19 protein-coding genes are annotated in these 20,145 nt (G+C 63.1%); 16 read left to right on the forward strand and 3 right to left on the reverse strand.

Annotation, left to right across the window (positions count from 1 at the left end):
- Positions 1-7: 7 nt before the first annotated feature.
- From P9292_RS35145 to P9292_RS35180, 8 genes are all read left to right on the forward strand, one after another.
- Entirely contained in the window at positions 8-1,048 is a 1,041-nt protein-coding gene (locus tag P9292_RS35145) for a DNA polymerase III subunit delta' (protein ID WP_309963719.1), read from the forward strand.
- Between the two features lie 19 nt (positions 1,049-1,067).
- Entirely contained in the window at positions 1,068-1,580 is a 513-nt protein-coding gene (locus P9292_RS35150) for a GNAT family N-acetyltransferase (protein WP_250509017.1), read from the forward strand.
- Between the two features lie 3 nt (positions 1,581-1,583).
- Positions 1,584-2,378: a TatD family hydrolase gene (locus P9292_RS35155; protein WP_309963722.1), complete on the forward strand. Its 795-nt coding sequence runs from the start codon at positions 1,584-1,586 to the stop codon at positions 2,376-2,378.
- 129 nt (positions 2,379-2,507) lie between these two features.
- The gene (locus tag P9292_RS35160; protein ID WP_309964294.1) at positions 2,508-3,182 is read left to right on the forward strand and encodes an ankyrin repeat domain-containing protein; all 675 of its coding nucleotides are present in this window, start codon (positions 2,508-2,510) and stop codon (positions 3,180-3,182) included.
- A 76-nt stretch (positions 3,183-3,258) separates the two neighbouring features.
- Positions 3,259-3,615, forward strand: coding sequence for a Rap1a/Tai family immunity protein (locus tag P9292_RS35165; protein ID WP_244827894.1), 357 nt, complete (start codon positions 3,259-3,261; stop codon positions 3,613-3,615).
- 212 nt (positions 3,616-3,827) lie between these two features.
- Positions 3,828-5,060 carry a mechanosensitive ion channel family protein gene (locus tag P9292_RS35170; protein ID WP_250509015.1) on the forward strand — a complete coding sequence of 411 codons (1,233 nt, stop codon included), beginning with the start codon at positions 3,828-3,830 and terminating at the stop codon, positions 5,058-5,060.
- A gap of 70 nt (positions 5,061-5,130) precedes the next feature.
- Positions 5,131-6,546 carry an alpha,alpha-trehalose-phosphate synthase (UDP-forming) gene (gene otsA / locus P9292_RS35175; protein WP_244827892.1) on the forward strand — a complete coding sequence of 472 codons (1,416 nt, stop codon included), beginning with the start codon at positions 5,131-5,133 and terminating at the stop codon, positions 6,544-6,546.
- A gap of 309 nt (positions 6,547-6,855) precedes the next feature.
- Positions 6,856-7,923: a glycosyltransferase family 4 protein gene (locus P9292_RS35180; RefSeq protein ID WP_244827891.1), complete on the forward strand. Its 1,068-nt coding sequence runs from the start codon at positions 6,856-6,858 to the stop codon at positions 7,921-7,923.
- Positions 7,924-8,048: 125 nt separating this feature from the next.
- Here the strand turns inward: P9292_RS35180 and P9292_RS35185 are convergent, their stop codons facing one another.
- From P9292_RS35185 to P9292_RS35195, 3 genes are all read right to left on the reverse strand, one after another.
- Complete coding sequence (locus tag P9292_RS35185; RefSeq protein WP_244827890.1) at positions 8,049-8,639, reverse strand: YSC84-related protein; 591 nt, start codon at positions 8,637-8,639, stop codon at positions 8,049-8,051.
- 401 nt (positions 8,640-9,040) lie between these two features.
- Positions 9,041-9,523 (reverse strand): hypothetical protein, encoded by a 483-nt coding sequence (locus P9292_RS35190; protein WP_250464863.1) that lies wholly within the window; start codon positions 9,521-9,523, stop codon positions 9,041-9,043.
- Between the two features lie 214 nt (positions 9,524-9,737).
- On the reverse strand, positions 9,738-10,040 hold the full coding sequence (locus P9292_RS35195) for a PsiF family protein (protein WP_309963725.1): 303 nt from the start codon (positions 10,038-10,040) through the stop codon (positions 9,738-9,740).
- Between the two features lie 307 nt (positions 10,041-10,347).
- Between P9292_RS35195 and P9292_RS35200 the strand changes: the two genes are divergently transcribed.
- The 8 genes from P9292_RS35200 to P9292_RS35235 all read left to right on the forward strand — a co-directional run bounded on the left by P9292_RS35200 (position 10,348) and on the right by P9292_RS35235 (position 19,827).
- Positions 10,348-10,629, forward strand: a complete 282-nt coding sequence (locus P9292_RS35200; protein WP_244827887.1) for a hypothetical protein — start codon at positions 10,348-10,350, stop codon at positions 10,627-10,629.
- Between the two features lie 285 nt (positions 10,630-10,914).
- Positions 10,915-11,877 (forward strand): sugar ABC transporter substrate-binding protein, encoded by a 963-nt coding sequence (locus P9292_RS35205; RefSeq protein WP_244827886.1) that lies wholly within the window; start codon positions 10,915-10,917, stop codon positions 11,875-11,877.
- Positions 11,878-12,166: 289 nt separating this feature from the next.
- Positions 12,167-13,756 carry a sugar ABC transporter ATP-binding protein gene (locus tag P9292_RS35210; protein ID WP_309963728.1) on the forward strand — a complete coding sequence of 530 codons (1,590 nt, stop codon included), beginning with the start codon at positions 12,167-12,169 and terminating at the stop codon, positions 13,754-13,756.
- The gene (locus P9292_RS35215) at positions 13,757-14,755 is read left to right on the forward strand and encodes an ABC transporter permease (RefSeq protein WP_244827884.1); all 999 of its coding nucleotides are present in this window, start codon (positions 13,757-13,759) and stop codon (positions 14,753-14,755) included.
- Between the two features lie 235 nt (positions 14,756-14,990).
- A complete protein-coding gene (locus tag P9292_RS35220; protein ID WP_244827883.1) occupies positions 14,991-16,010 on the forward strand; it encodes a LacI family DNA-binding transcriptional regulator in 1,020 nt (339 codons plus the stop codon).
- A gap of 26 nt (positions 16,011-16,036) precedes the next feature.
- A complete protein-coding gene (rbsK, locus tag P9292_RS35225) occupies positions 16,037-16,981 on the forward strand; it encodes a ribokinase (protein ID WP_309963730.1) in 945 nt (314 codons plus the stop codon).
- Positions 16,982-17,188: 207 nt separating this feature from the next.
- A complete protein-coding gene (locus tag P9292_RS35230) occupies positions 17,189-18,913 on the forward strand; it encodes a methyl-accepting chemotaxis protein (RefSeq protein ID WP_309963732.1) in 1,725 nt (574 codons plus the stop codon).
- A 152-nt stretch (positions 18,914-19,065) separates the two neighbouring features.
- Entirely contained in the window at positions 19,066-19,827 is a 762-nt protein-coding gene (locus P9292_RS35235; protein WP_309963735.1) for a hydratase, read from the forward strand.
- Positions 19,828-20,145: the final 318 nt, after the last annotated feature.

The raw sequence follows: 20,145 nt of genomic DNA on the forward strand, positions 1-20,145 counted from the left end.
ACCGCCGATGATTTATCCCTGGCAAGCCAACGACTGGCAGCGTCTCCAGCAGCTACGCGCGAACTGGCCGCATGCGCTTTTGCTGCATGGCGAAGCGGGCATCGGCAAGCTGCAATTCGCGCAGTATCTGGCGAAAGGGTTGCTGTGCGAAACGCATCTGCCGAGCGGCGAGCCGTGCGGCACGTGTTCCGCTTGCCTGTGGTTCTCGCAGGGCAATCATCCCGACTACCGCGCGGTGTTGCCCGAGGCGCTTGCAGGGCTTGCGGCGGCAGGCGCGGATTCTTCCGCCGATGCATCCGCCGAGAAAGCCGATGGCGACGAAGGCAAGAAGAGCCGCGCGCCGAGCAAGGAAATCAAGATCGAACAGGTACGCGCGCTGCTCGACTTCTGCAGTCTCGGATCGCATCGCGGCGGCTTGCGTGTCGTGCTGCTTTATCCCGCCGAAGCGCTCAATGTCGCGGCGGCCAACGCGCTCTTGAAAACGCTGGAAGAACCGCCTTCGGGCGTCGTGTTCCTGCTGGTGTCGGCGCGTATCGACCGCTTGTTGCCAACCATCATCAGCCGCTGCCGACAGTGGCCGATGAGCGTGCCGCCCTTCGACGAAGCGCGCGCGTGGCTTGCGTCACGAGGTATCGACGATGCCGCCGGGCTTCTCGCGCAAGCGGGCGGCGCGCCGCTCAACGCGCTTGCGCTCGCGAGCGACGAGAACCGCGCGCTGCGCGATTTCACGTTGGCGCAACTTGCGGCCGGCCCGAACTGCGACGCCTTCGCGTGCGGCGAAAACCTGCAGAAACTGCCGGTGCCGCTGGTGCTCGGCTGGCTGCAACGCTGGCTTTACGACGTGCTCGCCGAGCGCACGGCAGGCCGCCCGCGCTATTTTCCGGGCGCGGCCAAGGCGCTCGCGCGATGCGCCGCCAGCGCCGACCCGGCTGCGCTTTCGCGCTACATGAAAACCGTCACGCGGCAACGCGCCGTGGAGAATCATCCGTTGAACGCGCGTCTCGTGTTCGAGGAACTCTTCATGGGCTATCGCGACATCTTCGCCTGAACCTGAACGCAATCACGCCATGAGTCTTCAATATCGAGACGCCACGCTGGACGACCTGCCCGCCATCGTCGCCATCTACAATTCGACGGTCGCCTCGCGCCTCGTCACGGCCGACCTCGATCCGGTCCCAGTCGAAAGCCGCCTTGCCTGGTTTCACGCGCACGGACCGGACAAGCGTCCGCTGTGGGTCGTGGAAGAGGGCGGCGAAGTCATCGCGTGGCTGAGTTTCTCCGATTTCTACGGCCGTCCGGCCTACGCGCGCACGGTCGAAGTGAGCATTTATCTCGACGAACGCGCGCGCGGCAAGGGGCTCGGCAAGCTGTTGTTGCACGAGGCGCTGGAGCGCGCGCCGACGCTTGATGTGGACACCGTGCTCGGCTTCGTCTTCGGACATAACGAGCCGAGCATGAAGCTCTTCGGCAGCTTCGGTTTCGAGTCGTGGGGCACGCTGCCGCGCGTCGCGGTTCTGGACGGCGTCGAGCGCGATCTCGTCATTCTCGGCTTGCGGCTTGGCGCGAGAGCAAAGGAGTAGCGGATGTTCGTCGATTCCCACTGTCACATCAATTTCGAAGGCCTCGCCGACCGGCTGCCCGAAGTGCTCGACAAGATGCGCGAGCAGAAGGTCACGCACGCGCTTTGCGTGTCGGTGGATCTGGAGACGCTGCCATCGGTGCTCGATATCGCCGAGCGGCACGAGCACATCTTCGCATCGGTTGGCGTGCATCCGGACCACGAAGACGCAACGGAACCGAGCGTCGCGCAACTAGTGGAACTGGCGCGGCATCCCAAAGTCTGCGCAATCGGCGAGACCGGGCTCGACTATTACCGGCTGGAAGGCCGCAGCATCGCCGACATGGAATGGCAGCGCGAGCGCTTTCGTAACCACATTCGCGCGGCGCACGAGACCGGCAAGCCGCTCATCATCCATACGCGTTCGTCGCCGGAAGACACGCTGCGTATCATGGAAGAAGAACGCGCGAGCGTGCCGGGCGGCGTGATGCATTGCTTCACCGAGACGTGGGAAGTGGCGCAAGCCGCGCTCGCGCAGAACTTTCATATTTCGCTTTCGGGCATCGTCACGTTCAAGAAGGCCGAGGACGTGCACGACGTGGCGCGGCGCGTGCCGCTCGAACGTCTGCTGATCGAAACCGACTCGCCATATCTCGCGCCGGTGCCGTATCGCGGCAAGCCGAATGAACCAGCTTACGTGAGCTATGTCGGACGTCACATCGCGCAGTTGCGCGAAGAGACGGACGAAGCGGTCGCGAAAGCCACCACCGACAACTTCTTCCGGCTGTTCAAGATCCCGCCGGGCGCGCAGGCCGTCTGACCGGCACGCTCGGCGAGAACCACTGTTTCAAAGGCAATCCAAAGGTTCACTATGAATAAATCCCCGATGTTTTCCTCGCGTGAAGCGGGACAAAGCAAGCGCACGAGCACACGTTCGAGCACGCGGCAAATGTTGATCGGCGTGCTGCTCGCCGCGTGCGCGTTCGCGCAACCCGCGTTGGCCGAGTCCGTGGACGCGCTCATCAAGGACGTCAAGTTCGACGACATCTCCTCGGTCAAGAAGGCGCTTTCGCAGGGCGCGGACCCGAATACCGTCGACAACACGGGCGCACCGCTCATCGTGATCGCCGCGCGCGAGAAGTCGGACAAGGTAGGCCAGGCGCTTGCCGACAATCCCAAGACCGATCTGGAGAAGCAGGACCCGGCCGGTGAAAACGCGATGATGCTCGCCGCGCTCAACGGCGACGCGACTTTCGTGAATCTCCTGATCGCCAAGGATGCCGAAGTGAACAAGAAGGGTTGGTCGCCGCTGCACTACGCGGCAACCAACGGTCATGACGATATCGTGAAGATTCTGCTCGACCATTCGGCCTATATCGATGCCGGCGCGCCGAACGGCACGACGCCGCTCATGATGGCCGCACGCGGCGGGCATCTGTCCACCTGCAAGCTTTTGCTCGACGAAGGCGCGGACTTGCGCGTGAAGAACCAGCTTGGCATGACGGCTGTGGATTTCGCGAAGAAGTACAACGAGAAGGACGTCGCGGAAGGCCTGCAGGCACGCCTCGACGCCATGCCGGCGGCCTCGACGGGCGCCGCAAGCAGCACAAACAGTGCAAAATAACGTAACCACGGGGAGCGGGCGGCCAGGCGCGGCCGCCGCGCCCCTTCGAGCCGCCGCTCCACATAAAAGGAAGACCATGCTGCGGAAATTCGTCTTCGCCTGTGTTCTCGCCACGCCCGTCAGCGCGTTCGCATTCACTGGCAGCGATTTGAATCAACTTTGCACCAAGACCGACCCGAACTCCCGTACTGCCTGCGCGGCCTATATCGAAGGCGCCGCGGACGGCGTGTATAACACCATCGAGGCAATTGGCGGAACCTCCGGCCCGCAAGTCGGCCAATACTTTTGCCTGCCCGCTGAAGTCAAGCCGCAACAACTGACCGATGCAGTGCGCAAGTACATCGCGGACAATCCCGACAAGTCCGGCTTCAATGCGACGACCATGGTGTCGCTCGGACTTGGCAAGGCGTTTCCCTGCAAGGCGGAACGTTGATCGCAAGGCTGCGAGGCGGGCAGCGAATTTGCTTGATGCTCGACGCCGCCCGCCGCTGCACTTGAAGACGTAGAAGCCGACCTGGACGCCGACTAAAGACGCACCCCGGCAGCACGAACCGCGCACGATGCGTCCGACATGGCGCATAGTGGCAAGGCTCGTGCACGCGGCCGCCGTATCCACCTTCCTGCGAGGCTGATCCCGCGACGCTCATGCTTTCTTTCGACCGCTTTCTCGATCTAGCCGAGCGCCCGCTCGGCACCTGGCCCGGCGCGCTGTGCGCCGCCGCCATCGCACTGATCGTCGCCATCGGGGTGCATCGGATCGGTGCGCGCGTCTTGACGCGCGTCGCGCGGCCGTATCCGCTGATGAGCACGGTGTTGCGCTACATCGACGCGCCCGCGCTCGTCCTCGTCATCATGCTCGCGTTCGGCTTCGTGATCTTCGAGGCGCCGGACACGCTGCCGCTCATCGGCGTATTGCGCGATATCGAAACCGTCGCGTTGATCGGCGCGCTCACGTTCCTCGCCGCGCGTTCGGCGAGCGCGGTGGGCGAGGCGATCGTGCAGGCGCATCCGCTCGATACCGACGACAATCTCAACGCGCGCCGCATCCACACGCAGGCGCGCGTGCTGGCGCGCTCGGTCATGGTGGTGATCGTAATCATCGGTTTTGGCGGGGCGCTCATGGCGTTTCCGAGCGTGCGGCAGATCGGCGCGAGCTTGCTGGCTTCCGCCGGCGTGGCGGGTTTGGTCGCGGGTATCGCCGCACGGCCCGTGCTCGGTAATCTGATCGCCGGCTTGCAGATCGCGCTGTCCCAACCCATTCGTCTCGATGACGTCGTCGTGATTCAGGGCGAGTGGGGCCGCGTCGAAGAGATCACGGGTACCTATGTGTCGATCCGCATCTGGGACCAGCGGCGGCTGATCGTGCCGTTGCAATGGTTCATCGAGAATCCGTTCACCAACTGGACGCGCAATAGCTCGCAGATCATCGGCACGGTGTTTCTTTTCGTCGATTACCGCATGCCGATCGCGCCGCTGCGCGCGGAACTCGAACGCATTCTGGCGAGCGCGCCGGAGTGGGACGGCCGCGTGCAAGTGCTGCAAGTCACCGATGCCACCGAGCACGCCATGCAATTGCGCGCGCTCGTCAGTTCCTTCGACTCCGCGCTCAATTGGGATTTGCGCTGCCGGGTGCGCGAAGGCTTGCTGAATTTCGTGCAGGCGGCGTATCCGCAGTATCTGCCACGCGCACGGGCCGATCTCTCCACCGACAGCAAGCACGTAGACTTCGCGCCGCCGCTGGAACGCGCCAACACGGCATCGCCAACCACCGCGAATACCGCGGCGGACCCGGTCGCGAGCCGGGGCGAGCGCACGGGTCCCGATCCGCGCGCGAACTCGGCGGCATCGACCGCGCCGGTGGATGCGCTGAAGCGATAGAAGCGACAGAAATCTCAAGCGAAGCACCGCAACCGAATCATCGTAGTCAGCAAACGAAAAAGGAATACTCATGAGCCGTCTCGTCGTCGTATCCAACCGGGTCGCTACCCCGACCGAAACCAAGGGCTCTGCGGGCGGCCTCGCCGTCGGCGTGTTCGGCGCGCTGAAAGACAGCGGCGGCGTGTGGTTCGGCTGGAGCGGGGACGTGGTGAGCGAGACCGTCGCGAACCAGGGGCCGACGCTACAGCAAGACGGCGCGGTGACGTTCGCCACCGTCGGCCTGCCGAAGAAGGACTACGACCAGTACTACCGCGGCTTTTCCAACGCCATGCTGTGGCCGGTTTTCCACTATCGCAACGATCTTGCCGTCTACGATCGTGACGAATACGCGGGGTATCGGCGCGTGAATTCGTGGCTCGCGCACAAACTCATCAAGCTGCTCGAACCGGAAGACGTGATCTGGGTGCACGACTATCACCTGATTCCGTTCGCCGAGGCGTTGCGCAGCGCGGGCGTGACGAATCGCATCGGCTTCTTTTTGCATATCCCGTTTCCGTCGCCGCAAATTCTCTTGAACATTCCGCCTCACGAGGAGCTCGTCAAGTCGCTGTGCTGTTATGACGTCGTGGGCTTTCAGACCGAGGGCGATCAGACCGCGTTCCACGATTACATCGTGCGGCACGCGCACGGCACGGCGACGCCCGACGGACATGTCGAAGCGTTCGGTCGCAAGCTCACGACGGGCGTCTACCGCATCGGCGTGTTTCCGGACGAGATCGCCGAACAGGCCGAGCGCGGCGAAGCGCGTCAGGATGTCATGGACCTCAAGCAGAGTCTGGAAGGGCGCAAGCTCATCATGAGCGTCGATCGGCTCGATTATTCGAAAGGGCTCGTCGAGCGCTTTCGCGCGTTTGAGCATTTTCTGGAGAAGTCGCCGGAATGGCGCGGCAACGTCACGCTCGTGCAGATTGCGCCGCCTACGCGTTCGGACGTAGAGACGTATCAACAGATCCGCCAGAATCTGGAATACGAAGCAGGGCGCATCAACGGGCGCTATTCCGGCCTCGATTACACGCCTATCCGGTATCTGAATCAGCGTTACGACCGGTGGAAGCTGATGTCGCTGTTTCGCGAATCGCAAGTCGGGCTCGTCACGCCCTTGCGCGACGGTATGAATCTCGTCGCCAAGGAATATATCGCCGCGCAGAATCCCGACGATCCGGGCGTGCTCGTGCTGTCGCAATTCGCCGGCGCGGCCGCGGAAATGACGGGCGCGGTGATGGTGAATCCGCATGACATCGTCGGCACCAGCGACGCCATCTCGCGCGCACTCGCCATGCCGCTCGCGGAACGCCGCCAGCGCTACGAAACCAACATGACTTCGCTGCGCAAATACGATCTGGGCGTGTGGCGGGACAATTTCCTTGCCGATCTTCGTGGCAAACCGCGCAAGAAGCCCGCGCCGGCCATGAAAAAGAACCCGTAACCGCCATCCGAAACGATTGTTTCGGACCTGTAACAGAGCGATGAAAGTGAAATAGGCGGCGGTGCTGACGCATGAGCCATCGATAATGACATCACGTGCCAAACCAGCGCGCAAAACGAGCGCGCCGTCGCCTAGGGCAAACCTCGTTATCCAGACCTTACGGCCTACTGTCATACTCGACACACGTTCAGGCGACTTGCCCGAACGTTTAGGGAACTTGGCGCGACCTTTTCGCATGACGCGAGAACGAGCATTGCAGCGCTGACGCCGGCCGGCACGAAGTTCACGGCCGACAGGGAGACGAGAACGATGAGAATTGCCCAGATTGCCCCGTTGACGGAATCGGTGCCGCCCAAGCTGTATGGCGGAACGGAGCGCGTCGTCTCGTATCTGACCGAGGCGCTCGTCGAGCTCGGTCACGAAGTCACGCTTTTCGCCACTGGCGACTCGCAAACCAAAGCGAATCTCGAAGCCGTCTGGCCGCGCGCGTTGCGTCTGGACCCGGCCATTCGCGACCGCATCGCGCCGCACATGCTGCTGCTGGAAATGGTGCGCCGCCGCGCGGAAGACTTCGATGTCCTGCACTTCCACATGGACTACTACTCGTTCTCGCTGTTCAAGCGCCAGGACACGCCGTTTCTCACGACCATGCATGGCCGGCTCGATCTGCCCGAGCAGCAGCCGGTTTTCGATACTTTCAACACCGCGCCGGTGGTGTCCATCTCCGATGCGCAGCGTCATCCGCTGCCGCAGGCGAAGTGGGTGACGACGGTTTATCACGCGCTGCCGGAAAAGCTCTACGAACCGCAACCGGTCAAGCAGGAATATCTGGCATTTCTCGGGCGCATTTCGCCGGAAAAACGCGTGGATACGGCCATTCGCATTGCCGGGCGTTGTGGCTTGAAGATCAAGATCGCCGCCAAGGTGGACGCGGCGGACCACGAATACTTCGAACGTGAGATCGCGCCGCTTTTCAAGTTGCCGTACGTGGAATATATCGGCGAGATCAACGACAGTCAGAAGGCCGAGTTCTTATCGGGCGCACATGCCTTGCTTTTTCCGATCGACTGGCCGGAGCCATTCGGTCTGGCGATGATCGAGTCGATGGCGTGCGGCACGCCCGTCATCGCGTTCAATCGCGGCGCCGTGCCGGAAGTGGTGGACGAGGGCGTCTCGGGGTTCATCGTCGAAGACGAGATCGGTGCGGTCGCCGCCGTGAATCGGCTGCATACGCTGTCGCGCGAAGGCGTGCGCAAGCGTTTCGAGGAGCGCTTCACCGCGCACCGGATGGCGCGGCAGTATATCGATGCGTATCAGTCCGTCGTGCGCGCGCAGAAGCGCTCGCGCTTCAAGCTGATCGATCGCGCGACGACTTAAGTCCGCAACGCGAAAGCACAAAAAAACCGCCGTGTGCCGCGACCATCAGGTCGCGACACACGGCGGTCATGCTTTGTCGACGCCAAAAGCAGCAAAACGCGCGGCCAGGCCGCGCGAGCCGGCTTTTACATCTTCAGGCGCGTCACCTTCGTGCCTGCCAGCGATACGTCGGCCATCAAGCCGGCGTTGGTCAGCACGAACGCCTCGACCGGGCTGGTGGCCGTGTTCGTATCCACCGCGCCGTTTGCGCCCATCTTCACGAGTGCCACGGATGCATCCGCGCCGGCAGACCAGCCGTCCGAATTGCGGAATTTGTCGAGCGCGTCTTGCGTCATGAACAGGAAGATCAGCGACTTCGACTGCGCGCCTGCCTGCAGGCCGAACGAGCCGGAGGTCGTGCTGTAGTAGCCGACCGTGCCGCCGCCCACGCGCAGTGAACCCTTGCCATATTGCGCGCCGACGATGAAGCCAGCCTGAATGACGGACGGAAACACCAGAATGCCGCGCGACTTGGCGACCAGTTCGCGCGAACCGGCGACGGTCGAATAGAGGCGCTGGATTGCGCTGTCGACGTCCGCGTCGATGGAGCGGCGGTCATCAGCAGTGCCTGCAGCCTTTTCCTGACCCGTGTTGGAATTGGTCGTACATCCCGCCAGCGTGAGGCCGCCAAGTGCCAGCACAGCCGTCGACTTGAGCATGAAGTTTCGTCTTTGCATCGTTGTTCTCCATCGTGGAATTTGGGAAACCCCATTAGATCGGGAGGGTGAGGTTCGCCAAGTTATAGCACAGCACCGTGCAACCATCAGACCCCGCCGGATGACCCGAAAAATTGCTTCGAACCAACCCGCGCGCAGTGCCGCCGCTCCCTTCGGTAACTTTGACTTGGCAAGCTTACGCCCAATCTGTCACTGATATCGTTGTTGCGTAGCTACACGACAAAAACCTTCGTCATGCGATACAGCGCAACGCTCACCCGGAAACCGCTCGATTGGAAAGACCTGACAGCGCGATTTCGCCCGAACCGTTTCCGTATGGCTTGCATTAATTTCACCGCACGGCCGTCGATGTTACGCTGCGGCCGCTGTCATCAGTAGCAACGACCGTTCCCGACCCGGCTTCAAGGGTGACTCGTCGTTTTTACTTTGGACGCGGGCGCGGCTGCCGAAGCGTTTTGCTCGCCCGGTGTGCGCCGTAGCAGTCGTCGAATGATGCCGATCACCATGCCGAGCACGAACAAAAATGCAGCAGGAACGACCCAGTAGCCGACGAACGCGTGCCAGAGATAACCCGCGAGCGTGGATTTGCGATGATCGTATTCGTCGAGCGCTTCCTGATGCTTGCCCGCATTGGCGCTGAGGATGTCGGCGGGACAGCCGGCGGCCCGCGCTTCGTCGGGCGCGCCATGACAGCGGGCCGCGGCGCCCGATGCGCGTTGGGCATCGGTCAGTTCCCACGTGGATAGCGACTTTTGCAGATCGACCGTGTTGTAGGCCATTTCGTCGCGTACTTCATTGACCGCGACGATCATCACCGGCACGAGCCAGAAGGTGATCGTGACGAGCCACCGCCTGAACCAGCGGTTCTTGTGTCTCCATGCCATCCATTGCCTCCGTGCGAGGCATGACGCCCCGCTAGACGAGCGGCGGCCGATGGCGTGTTTCTTCGAATATTGGGGGGCCGCCTTCGCGCCATCTTAGGAGAAAAAGACGACGGTGCGAATCATTTGCTTGGGTGCAGTGCAATATCCCCAAGCAGCAAGAGGCGAAGGATGGGCGCCGCACGATGCCGCGCGGCGCATTACGCAATGCCGGCAATCAGCCTTTGTTGCTGAGGCAGCTCTTCATGAACGCCTTGCGGTCGTCGCCCTTCTTGCCGGATGCCTGACCATTGCACGCGGTCATCTTCTCTTGCTGGGTCATGGGCGCGGCGGCGGGCGCCGACGACGACAGACAACTCTTCATGAACGCCTTGCGCTCATCGCCTTTCTTGTCGGCTGCCTGCTTGTTGCAGTCGGTCATCTTCGATTGCTGGGTGTTGGCGGCGAACGCCGGGCTCGCGCTGATCGTGAGGCTGGAAACAGCGATGACTGCTGCAAGGGCGGTGGCTCGAATGATCATGTGACGCTCCCTGATTTGAATGAAGTTTGTTCTTTGGACGACGAATGCCGGATGCGCCTGACAAGCATGCGCCATCCGCCCGTGCATTATGGCAAACCGAATATCACTGATGTGTGGCATCGGGTGAAATCGGGAGACGAGAGGGAATACGCCTTGCAAACGGCTTTCGCTACAAGGCAAAAGAGCTCGCGTATGCAGCTCGCCGTAAGACCGGCATGTTCATGGACGCCTCGAGAGTTTTTAGTGCAGCATTCAGAAAAGGCGGCTGTCCTACCCACGGCCGCCACCAACGACAAGGAGCACGCGCATGTCCACTCCGCTATCCGACCACTACAAGGGTTTCGAAATCAAGGTGCAGGCTCTGCGGCGCGCGAAGGAGCGTGACGAACCCGACGACGGTCCGCGCCATTTCGATATCGTCACGACGATATCCCGCAGCGCGCACGGCGACAGCGGCCGCACCGCGATGTTCGGCGTGCCCGATCAGGAACCTTTCGAAAGCCCGATCGACGCGGTGCGCGCGGGCATCGACTACGCGCGCAAGATCATCGACAACGAGATCGAAGGCGAGTCGGTGGAAGACCTTTGAAACCCTTGACCGCAAGCACATTGCATCCGCCAACGGCCGCGGCTGGCAGCTTTCTTCTTGCGAATGCGGTCGAGCCATCATTTCGGCGCATGTTCAAAGCGCCCACTACACGTTAGCCCGATTGACCCGACGCCGCTTCGCAACGAGAATCGACGGCGGGCAAACGTTGAACAGCGTTGAAAGCAGCGACTGGACATTCGCGTTTGCCAACGCTCGTCAGGCTATGAGATTGACCAGAATCAGTTTCGCCCAGACAACTCAAAACGAAAGTACTGGAGGAGATCCATGAATCGAAACATCCGCCGCCGCGTGCTGTCGGCCGCCGTCGCGCTGATCGCGTGCTCCGCGCTGCCGTTCGCATCGTCGTCCGTCTTTGCGCAGACGCCGGCCAAGCCGAAGGTCGCGCTCGTCATGAAGTCGCTCGCCAACGAGTTCTTCCTGACCATGGAAAACGGCGCGAAGGATTATCAGCAACACAACTCCGGCCAGTTCGATCTCATCACCAACGGCATCAAGGACGAAACCGATACCGCCGCGCAGATTCGCATCGTCGAGCAGATGATCGTCTCCAAGGTCGACGCGCTCATCATCGCGCCAGCGGATTCGAAGGCGCTCGTGCCGGTGATCAAGAAGGCGGCGGACGCGGGCATCATCGTCGTCAATATCGACAACCGGCTGGACCCGGACGTGTTGAAGTCGAAGAATCTGAACGTGCCGTTCGTCGGTCCGGACAATCGCAAAGGCGCGAAGAAGGTCGGCGACTATCTGGCCAAGCATCTGAAGAAGGGCGATGAAGTGGCGATCGTCGAAGGCGTGACCACGACGACCAACTCGCAGGCGCGCAGCGCCGGCTTCAAGGACGCGATGGAAGGTGGCGGCATGAAGGTCGTCGCGCTGCAGTCGGGCGACTGGGAAATCGACAAGGGCAACGCGGTCGCCTCGCAGATCCTGAACGCGAACCCGAACGTGAAGGCGCTCCTGTGCGATAACGACAACATGGCGATCGGCGCGGTGTCGGCGGTGCGCGCAGCGGGCAAGGCGGGCAAGGTGCAGGTGGTCGGCTTCGACAACATCACGGCCATCAAGCCGATGTTGAAGGACGGCCGCGTGCTCGCCACCGCCGATCAATACGCCGCAAAACAGGCGGTGTTCGGGATCGACGTGGCGCTGAAGGCGATTTCCGGCAAGAAAAAGCAGTCGGAGCTGTCGACGGTCGTGGAAACGCCGGTCGAACTGATCACGAAGTAGGCATGACATGACGAGCTGCTGCCTGTCGTCGCACGCGGCGATGCAGCAGTCAGCTCCGCCCGCCGGAACACGGAGCGGGCGCAAACCTTCACTACGGCATGAATGCGCGAGCCTCGGTCCATTCAAGTTTCGCGGCTTTCATGCCGATAAAGCACGAACGAGCGCGTTTGAACGTCGACGTAGGCCCTTGCCTGCGCGACGCTTTGCGCCAAGCCGTCGGGCCCCAAGCGGAACACACAGCGAGGATGCGTAGCCAATTCCATGGCGCCCCTTTCGAGGAGCGAACGACGTGAACGATGCCAGCGTGCTGACAGTCAGCGGCGTCGGCAAGACCTATGTCGAGCCGGTGCTCGCGGACGTCACGCTCGACCTCGTGCCGGGCGAAGCGCTCGCGCTGACGGGCGAGAACGGCGCGGGCAAGAGCACCTTGTCGAAGATCATCGGCGGGCTGGTGAACTCCACGGCCGGCACGATGACGCTCGCCGGCAAGCCGTACACGCCGCAAAGCCGCACCGAGGCCGAAGCGCTCGGCGTGCGCATGGTCATGCAGGAGCTGAATCTGCTTTCGACTTTGTCGATTGCGGAAAACCTGTTCCTCAACCGCCTGCCGAAAAAAGGCGGCTTTGGCTGGATCGACCGCAAGAAGCTCGCGGAAGATGCGCGCCACGCAATGGCGCAAGTCGGGCTCGACGCCATCGACCCGGACACGCTCGTGGGTGCGCTCGGCATCGGGCATCAGCAAATGGTGGAGATCGCGCGCAACCTGATCGGCGATTGCCGCGTGCTGATCCTCGATGAACCGACCGCCATGCTCACCGCGCGCGAAGTCGATTTGCTGTTCGAGCAGATCGACCGCCTGAAAGCGCGCGGCGTCGCGCTCGTGTACATCTCGCACCGGCTAGAGGAATTGCGCCGCGTCGCCGAGCGCGCTGCCGTCCTGCGCGACGGGCGTCTCGTGCATCTCGGACCAATGGCCGAACTGTCGAGCGATCGGCTCGTGACGCTGATGGTCGGACGCGAACTCGGCGAGCGTATCGACCTGGGCGAAAGAAGAATCGGCGGCGTGGCGCTGAAGGTCGCCGGCATGACGCGCGGCAGCGTGGTGCGCGACGTCTCCTTCGAAGTGAAGGCGGGCGAGATTTTCGGGGTGAGCGGGCTGATTGGCGCAGGCCGCACCGAGCTCATGCGCCTGATTTACGGCGCGGATCGCGCGGATTCCGGCACGGTCTCGATTGCGCACGGCGGGCAGGCGTTGCGGCCCGTTGCCGTGAATTCGCCGTCGGATGCGGTGAAGCACGGCATCGCGCTCATCACGGAGGACCGCAAGGGCGAGGGCCTGCTGCTTGGCTTGCCTATCGCCGCGAACGTTTCACTGGGTAATCTCGACGCGGTGTCGCGTCACGGCGTGATCGACACGAAGCGCGAAGCCGCGCTCGCGCAGACGCAGATCGACGCCATGCGTATTCGCACATCCGGGCCGGCGCAGGCCGTCTCGGAACTGTCGGGCGGCAATCAGCAGAAAGTGGTGATCGGCCGCTGGCTCGCCCGCGACTGCACCGTGCTCCTGTTCGACGAACCGACGCGCGGGATCGACGTGGGCGCGAAGTTCGATATCTATGGGCTCATGGGCGCACTGGCGCGCGAAGGACGCGCGCTCGTGGTCGTGTCGAGCGATCTGCGCGAACTCATGCTGATTTGCGACCGTATCGGCGTGATGTCGGCGGGACGGATGACGGGCGTGTTCGAGCGCGCCAACTGGACGCAGGATGCGCTGCTTGCCGCAGCCTTCGCGGGCTATGCGAAACGCGAAGCCATGCTGCACGAGCCGCTCGCGCCGGACGCGAAGCCGCCCGAACAAGACCAAAAAGTGGAGCACTGAATGACCGGTCAGACTCAAGCCAATCTGCCAGCCGATGCGCCGAAGAGTCCGAAGGGCATCGGCACGCGGCTGGGCTTTTCGAATTACCTCGGTCTCGTCGGCGCGCTCGCCGCGATGATCGCGCTGTTTTCGGTGTTGAGTTCGCACTTCCTCACCTACGAGACGTTCAGCACCATCGCCAACCAGATTCCGGATTTGGTCGTGATGTCGGTGGGCATGACCTTCGTGCTGATCATCGCGGGAATCGACTTGTCGGTGGGGTCGGTCCTGGCGCTCGGCGCATCGGTCGTGAGCGTCGCCGCGTTGAAGTGGCATTGGCCCGCGTTGCCGTCCGCGCTGATGGGCATGGCCGCCGCCGCGCTGACGGGCACGCTGACCGGGCTCGTGACGGTGGCGTGGCGCATTCCGTCGTTCATCGTGTCGCTCGGCGTGCTGGAAGCGGCGCGCGGCGTCGCCTACCAGATGACCAATTCGCGGACCGCGTATATCGGCGACGCCTTCGATTTTCTGTCGAATCCGATCGCTTTCGGCATCTCGCCGTCGTTCGTGATCGCGGTCGCCGTGATGATAATTGCGCACCTGGTCTTGACTCGGACGGTTTTTGGCCGATATCTCGTAGGAATAGGCACGAACGAGGAAGCCGTGCGGCTTGCGGGCGTGAATCCGCGTCCTTACAAGGTAATCGTTTTCGCGTTGATGGGCGCGCTCTCCGGGCTCGCCGCGCTATTTCAGATTTCGCGCCTCGAAGCTGCCGACCCTAACGGCGGCGCGGGGCTGGAGTTGCAGGTGATCGCGGCGGTGGTGATCGGCGGAACGAGTCTGATGGGCGGGCGCGGCTCGGTCATCAGCACGTTCTTCGGGGTCTTGATCATTTCCGTGCTGGCGGCGGGGCTCGCGCAGATCGGCGCGAACGAACCGACCAAGCGCATCATCACCGGGGCGGTGATCGTGGTGGCGGTCGTGCTCGACACGTATCGCAGCCGGCGTAAGCGGGCTTGACGGGGAGCGTCAGGCGAATTCGACCAAGGAGCAAAGGGTAAGGCAGTACGGCGCGCACGGGGCGCGCCGGGATGACAGGCAGCATGCAGCAAAGACCAGGGCGATCGGGGAAGCGGCAGCATTACGCCGTAGCTGACGGGAACAGCGAAACCAAAAAGCGCACGCGAGGCCAGTGCGCACCGAACGCCTATTTCAAATAAGAGAGCAGCAGCACAAAGATAGCGAAGGACGATGTATGGCGACGATAAAAGACGTGGCAGCCATTGCCGGGGTGTCGTTTACGACGGTGTCCCATGTGGTCAACAATTCGAGGCCGGTATCGGCCGATGTCAGGGCGAAAGTAGAACGGGCAATTCGTGAACTCGATTACGTGCCCTCGGCCGTCGCGCGTTCGCTGAAGGCGAAGTCCACCGCGACCATCGGCCTCCTGGTGCCGAACGCGACGAACCCTTATTTCGCGGAACTCGCGCGCGGCGTCGAGGACGGCTGCGCGAAGAACGGCTATTGCGTATTCTTCTGCAATTCGGACGACGATCCCGCGAAGCAGCGCCACTACCTGCGCGTGCTGCAGGAAAAGCGCATCGACGGGCTGGTCATTGCATCGGCGGGGGAGGATTCGGTGCTCGCGCACAGTCTTTCCGGATCGCGCGAACCGCTCGTGATCGTCGACCGGAATATCGAAGGCGTCACGGCCGATCTCGTGCAGATCGACCACGAGAAGGGCGCGTATCTCGCCACGCGGCATCTGCTGCAACTCGGGCATTCGGAGATCGGCTGCATTACCGGGCCGGTCGCGACGGCGGTGAGCGCTATGCGTCTGCATGGCTTCATTCGCGCGATGGCCGAACGCGGTATCGAGATCGAGCCGAACGCGATCGTGCAGAGCGATTTCTCGGCGACGGGCGGTTACGCGGCAGCATCGCAACTGTTCGACTCGATGAAGCCGACGGCCATTTTCGCGTGCAACGACATGATGGGCATCGGTGCATTGCGGGCGGCCGCGGAACGCCATATCAACGTGCCGACGGATTGCTCGATCATCGGTTTCGACGATGTCGAACTCTCGCGGTACACGTATCCCGCGCTTTCTACCGTCGGACAGTCGGTGCGCGCGCTCGGCGAAATGGCCGCGCAAACGCTGATCGAGCGGATCACCGGCAAGCTCGCGGGCAATACGCGGCGGCGCGTCGTGGCGCCGCGTCTCGTGCGGCGCGAATCGACGGCGGTCGTGCACGAGGCGCGACGCGCCGGATAGACGTTGGAAGCAACACAAGGAGCGTAATGAGCGACAAGTCAATAGCCAAGCAAGGCCGCGTCACCGTGGTCGGCAGTCTGAACATGGATCTGGTCGCACGCGCGCCGCGTTTGCCGAAACCCGGCGAGACGCTCGCAGGCCACGCGTTCGCGCAAGTGCCGGGCGGCAAGGGCGGTAATCAGGCGGTGGCGGCGGCGCGCCTGGGCGCGGAGGTCGCGATGATCGGCTGCGTTGGCGACGACAGCAACGGTGCGACGCTCAAGACGAGTCTCGAGGCGGAAGGCATCGACTGCGCCACGGTGGCTCTCAGCACCGACGCGCCAACGGGTGTCGCGCTCATCATCGTCGACGATGCGAGCCAGAACGCCATCGTGATCGTGGCGGGCAGCAACGCGCAGGTGACGCCCGAGAGCATCGCGTCTCAAGAGGCGCTTCTTGCGCGCGCCGACGTAATCGTTTGCCAGCTGGAAACGCCGCCGGATACGGTGCGCGCGGCGCTTGCCGCCCGGCGCCTGCAGCGCACGACCATCCTCAACCCCGCGCCCGCCGCGAACGAGTTGCCGGCCGACTGGTTCGGCCTCGTCGATTATCTGATTCCGAACGAACTCGAAGCCGCGACGCTGTCGGGCATTGCCATTTCCACACCCGACGATGCGCGCCGCGCCGCGCACGCGCTCCGGCAAAAAGGCGCGCGCAACGTGATCGTGACGCTCGGTGGGCAGGGCGTCTTCGCGCTGCTCGTATCAGACGGTAATGGCGACGACGGCGGCCAGCACTTGCCTTCGCCGAAAGTGCAGGCTGTCGATACCACCGCGGCGGGCGATACCTTCATCGGCGGATTTGCCGCGGAACTCGCGCGCGGCTCGGCGGTGCTCGACGCCATCGGTTTCGGCCAGCGCGCCGCCGCGCTTGCGGTCACGCGTGAGGGCGCGCAGCCTTCGATTCCGCATCGCAGCGAAATTTCCGCATAAGTGTTCAGTTTTCACTGAAAACCGGCGCGTAGCTTGCGCCGTTCTTTTCGTCTGATGAAATAAATATCCTCAAGCCAGTCCCTTTCGCGCCGTTTACATAGTAAGCGAGCGCAGGAGCGCCGCTACGCGAATCGGTTGCGGCGACTCTCCGCGCGCGCCGGCCCTCACCTGGCTACGACCGCATTGACGAGCGGCATGGGACGACACATGAACAAGGCTTTGACCATCAAGGCGCGCATCGGCATCTCGATGGCGTTTCTCGGCGCGCTGCTGATCGCCATCGGGGCGCTCGGCCTCAGCGGCATGAATCACTCGAACACCGCGTTTCTCGATACCTACTCGAATCAGATGCCGAGCGCCATCGCCGTCGGCAACACCGAGATGTACGCCATGCGCGAACGGCTCGTGTTCGATCGCGGCGCGCTGCTCGCGGGCACGGCAGAAGTCGCGGCGACCATCGAGCGTTCACGCCTCATGCGCGAGCGCGCCGATGGCTTCTGGAAGCAATACACGGCGCTGCCGCAAGAGTCCGGCGAAGCGCGCCTCGCGGAAGCGGCGCAGGCCAAACGTCTCGAACTGCAGCGTGAGCTCGACAAGGGCCTCAAGGCCGTTGCCGCCAACGACCACGACGCGATCATCGCTTCCGCCAAGTCGATGCAGGCGATCTACAACGATTACGCCAACGCCAACGAAACGCTGCGCAAGTTCCTGTCCGAGTCCTCGCACAAGAGCTACGAAGACGCGCAGAGCCAGTTTCTGTGGTTCCGCGCGGTCGCGATGTCTGCCATCGCGCTCGGGCTGGCCGCGGCGGCGTTCGCGTGGGTTTCGCTCCGACGCGCCATCGCGCGCCCGCTCGAAGCCGCGCTCGGCCATTTCGAGGCGATTGCCGCGGGCGACCTGCGCCGTGAAGTCGTGGTCACTTCGCGCGACGAAATGGGGCAATTGCTCGAAGGACTCGCCAAGATGCGCGCAAGCCTTCTGACGACGGTTCGCACCGTGCGCTCGGGCAGCGAATCGATCGCATCGGCCACGCAGCAGATCGCCGCCGGCAATACCGATTTGTCGTCGCGTACCGAGGAACAAGCATCCGCGTTGCAGGAAACCGCGTCGAGCATGGAAGAGCTGACCGGCACGGTCCGTCAGAACGCCGACAATGCGCGTCAGGCAAGCGCGCTCGCGGCCAACGCGTCGGAGATCGCGGGCAAGGGCAACACGGTCGTCAGGCAGGTCGTCGATACCATGGGCGAGATCAACCGCAGTTCGTCGAAGATCGCGGACATCATCACGATCATCGAGGGCATTGCGTTCCAGACCAACATTCTCGCGCTCAACGCAGCCGTGGAAGCGGCCCGCGCGGGCGAGGAAGGGCGCGGCTTCGCGGTGGTCGCGGGAGAAGTGCGCTCGCTTGCACAGCGTTCGTCGGCGGCGGCGAAGGAAATCAAGGAGTTGATCGATACCTCGGTGGCGCGTGTGCAGTCGGGCACCACGCTCGTCGATGAAGCGGGCCGCACGATGAACGAGATCATCGGCGCGGTGCAGCGCGTGACCGACATCATGGGCGAGATCGCGGCGGCGTCGGAGGAGCAGTCGAGTGGTATCGACCAGGTGTCGCTTGCGGTCACGCAGATGGACGAAGTGACGCAGCAGAATGCCGCGCTCGTCGAGGAAGCGGCAGCAGCGGCGCAATCGCTGGAAGATCAGGCGGGACGTTTGCGTCAGGCGGTTGCGGTGTTTCAGGTAAATGAGGGTTTCAGCGCGGATGCGCCTTTGGCTTCGGCTTCGGTGAGCGCCGCCAGGCGCGTTACGCGCAAGCCAGCGGCTGTGGCGGCAAGCAAGCGCCCCGTCCCCGCCAAGCCTTCGCAGGCAGCAAAGCCGGCTGCCACGCCGGCGGTTGCAGCGGCGGCTGCAAGCGGGGATTGGGAGACGTTTTGAGCCCGCTGCGGTAACGGAACTTCGCCGTCGCGCGCATGGCGGCGCCAAGTCTAAAGCCGGAGGTGCGAACGCAAGACGCACCTGTCGCCATCATCGAGCGCGTCCCCGTACACTGATGCCACCGCATCATCTTGCATACGAGGACTATCGACATGACCGGATCGACACTCGCCGCACAGCTTGTGGACGCGCGCCGGCAGCATCGGAGCATCGAGACGCTTGCGCCGCGCGACATTCCCGCCGACGCGCCCACGGCCTATGCCATCCAGCACGAGACGCTGCGTGCGGCAAACGCGCGCATCGGCGCATGGAAGATCGGCGCCCGCGCGCCCGATGCCCTCGCCGCAGGCGCACCCATCGATGCAGACCTCGTGCATGTATCGCCTGCGCGGCTCGCGTTCGACTCGTTTTTTCACGTACTGGTGGAACTCGAAATAGCGTTTCGCTTTGCCTACCCGCTGCCGCCGCGTAGCGACCCTTACAGCCACGCCGAAGTCCTCGACGCACTGGGCGGCATGGCCGTCGCACTCGAAATCGTCGATAGCCGCCTCGCGCAATGGCCCAACGTCGACCCACTCGCGCAACTTGCCGATTCGCAGAACAACGGCGCGCTCATCGTGAGCGGCATGGAGCCTTATGAGGTCGTATCGGCGGGCTTCGACTTCTTGTCGCCGCGTATCGAATTGACGCTCGATGGCCTGCCGATTGCTCCGGCCGCGCAAGGCAATCCAGCGGGCGATCCCCGCGTCGTGCTGCCGTGGCTCGTCAATCATTGTTCGCGCATGGGGCTGACGGTCGAACCGTTCTGGACCATCACCACGGGTTCTTATACGGGCGCTTATCGCGTGGAAGGTCCCGCGATGGTGCATGGCGCGATCGACCGCATCGGCGAGCTCGAACTCGTTCTTACCTGACGCTTCATGTCACGTCGCACCACGCGTTCATAGAGTCCACACGCCACGCGCGGTTATTGTCACGACAGCCGCGTAACCCGCGTTATTGCATCTGACATGCATGCGCGCACGTATGAGTCATGAGATGGAAACAACAGCGTACGGCGCCCAACGATGCTGGCGGATGAAGGCAGGGTGAGAGTGACAAAAGCGCGGTCATGCGTACAGGCGGCGAGAACGCCGCGCAAGACCATGTGCAAAAGAGGAGATTGGGATGAGGATTGTAGGGCACCGAAAATAATTCGTGTAGCTAGCACTTCTTCTCAGATGGATAGCTTC

The organism is Caballeronia sp. LZ001 (genome assembly GCF_031450875.1).
Classification (GTDB): Bacteria; Pseudomonadota; Gammaproteobacteria; order Burkholderiales; family Burkholderiaceae; genus Caballeronia.